The 1,777-nt window shown below is 66.1% G+C and carries 2 protein-coding genes; one reads left to right on the plus strand and one right to left on the minus strand.

Annotated elements, in window-relative coordinates; genetic code table 11:
- The first annotated feature begins 408 nt into the window (after nucleotides 1-408).
- Nucleotides 409-843 (plus strand): hypothetical protein, encoded by a 435-nt coding sequence (locus ACZ38L_RS39380; protein WP_465702947.1) that lies wholly within the window; start codon nucleotides 409-411, stop codon nucleotides 841-843.
- A 13-nt stretch (nucleotides 844-856) separates the two neighbouring features.
- Here the strand turns inward: ACZ38L_RS39380 and ACZ38L_RS39385 are convergent, their stop codons facing one another.
- Complete coding sequence (locus ACZ38L_RS39385; protein WP_465702949.1) at nucleotides 857-1,636, minus strand: S1 RNA-binding domain-containing protein; 780 nt, start codon at nucleotides 1,634-1,636, stop codon at nucleotides 857-859.
- Nucleotides 1,637-1,777 lie beyond the last annotated feature (141 nt).

The following is a 1,777-nucleotide window of genomic DNA, read 5'->3' on the forward strand; positions in this document are numbered from 1 at the left end:
ACGAACGGCTCGCGCGACTGGCCATGCACCCACCGGGACCGAGAGGTCACAACCCTACCGAAGAGGGCTGCAGAAGGGATGGTCCTCTAATGAGCTCGATCACGCTCTGCTCAGGCGCTTCCCGCCCCCGACCCTCTGGCAGGACTTCCTCGGCACGCTCGTCCCGAAGCCTCCCCACGGCTACTGGGCGGAGCACGTCCCACAGGAAATCCCAATGAACTGGTTCAAACAGCACTTTCCTGGCGTCGACCGCTTTCCCCCCCCGCCTCCGTCTATGCCATGCGCAGGACAGTTGCGCTGCAATTGGTCCAGGCCGTCACCGGTGACAGTCCACGCGGAGGGGCCAGATTCCTGGGGGTTCCAGCGGCCTGGCTGGACCACGGGGGCCGAGTGATGAGTCCCGAAGCGATGGTCCGAGCGTCTCCGGACTTCGACGTGATGGACGCTCTGCAGGACCTCGCCCAGCAGATCGCCGACCTCCCGGACCAGATCGACTACCTCGAGCGCCGGAGGCGGTTCGCCACCTGGCACCTGCCGAACCACCAGTGGGAAGCCCTTCTCGCCGCAGCCCGGACCGACCCGCAAGCATGCGGCCCGCTGCTGACCCGCAACGTCACCTCCGCCTACATCTGGGCCCAGATCACCGGCAGCGAATGGACGCTCGCGCCCGTCATGAGAGTGCCGGCCGCAGAGGGCTCCTGGGCACGCCGGAGCGGGCCAGCCGCCAACGGCATGCGCTGCCTCGCCACTGGTCTGACCAGCACAGCCGTCCTCCTGGCCGAAGCCGCCGACGCTCTCGCACAAGCCCTCTCCGAGCCTGAACAGGCCACTTGGAACCAGTGAGGCCGAAGGCCGTTCAGAGCGCTCCGCCAACGGCGCCCAACCGAACCCGGTGACGCTGGAGATCGACCTCGGTGACCTTCACCGTGATCATCTCGCCTTCATCGACAAGCTGATCCGGGGTCTCGACCGGCTGGTCGGTCAGTTCCGAGAGGTGAAGGAACCCCACAACGTCGGGAGCGAGCTGCACGAACACACCAAAGGGAACGATCCTGGTGATCGGCCCGGTGAGAACCCGGCCGACCTGATCCGCGAACCGAATGAGCGGATCTTCCTGCAGAGCCTTCAGCGAGAGCGTGACCTGTCCGGAGCGCGTCTCGGCAATGATCACCTCAGCGGTGATCCGCTGGCCGGCCTCCACCACCTCGCTGGGATGGCTGATCCAGCCCCACGTCAGGTCCGGCCCCCGGATGAAGCCGGTGCACAAGCCCTCCGGTTCGCCATCGACATGAACGAAGACCCCGAAGTTGTGGACCTCGGACACCGTCCCAGTGACGACCTGCCCTCGTTCAAACGCCAGGAGAAAGGACCGCAAGGCCGGGTTCTCGCACGCCCTGGCGGAGAGGTGAAGCTGTCCTTCGCGCCAACGCCCGATCTCCTCGGCCTTGATCTCCTGGCCGACCTCGAACAGCTCAGACGGATGCTCCATCCGACGCATCGACGCCTCATGCCGAGGAATCCGCCCGATCTCGGCTTCCGCCCCTTCGGCATCCACAAGCTGCACCAAGACGTCCGTTCCGTCGAACCCTGCGATCTTCACCGTCCTCACGACCCCCGGCAGGAGCTGGTTGATCAAGGACTGCAGGCGAGGGTCAGGGGCGGACTCGGGCATGGAGGCGAGCCTAGATGATCGATTCCAAGGGGTCAGTCGGGCGCCGCCGATGCTCGCAATGGCGGGCTGAGCCGTGCTCCGTTGCACAAGGCCGGGGGATGCCGA

It is taken from the genome of Kitasatospora sp. NPDC024654 (genome assembly GCF_055559155.1).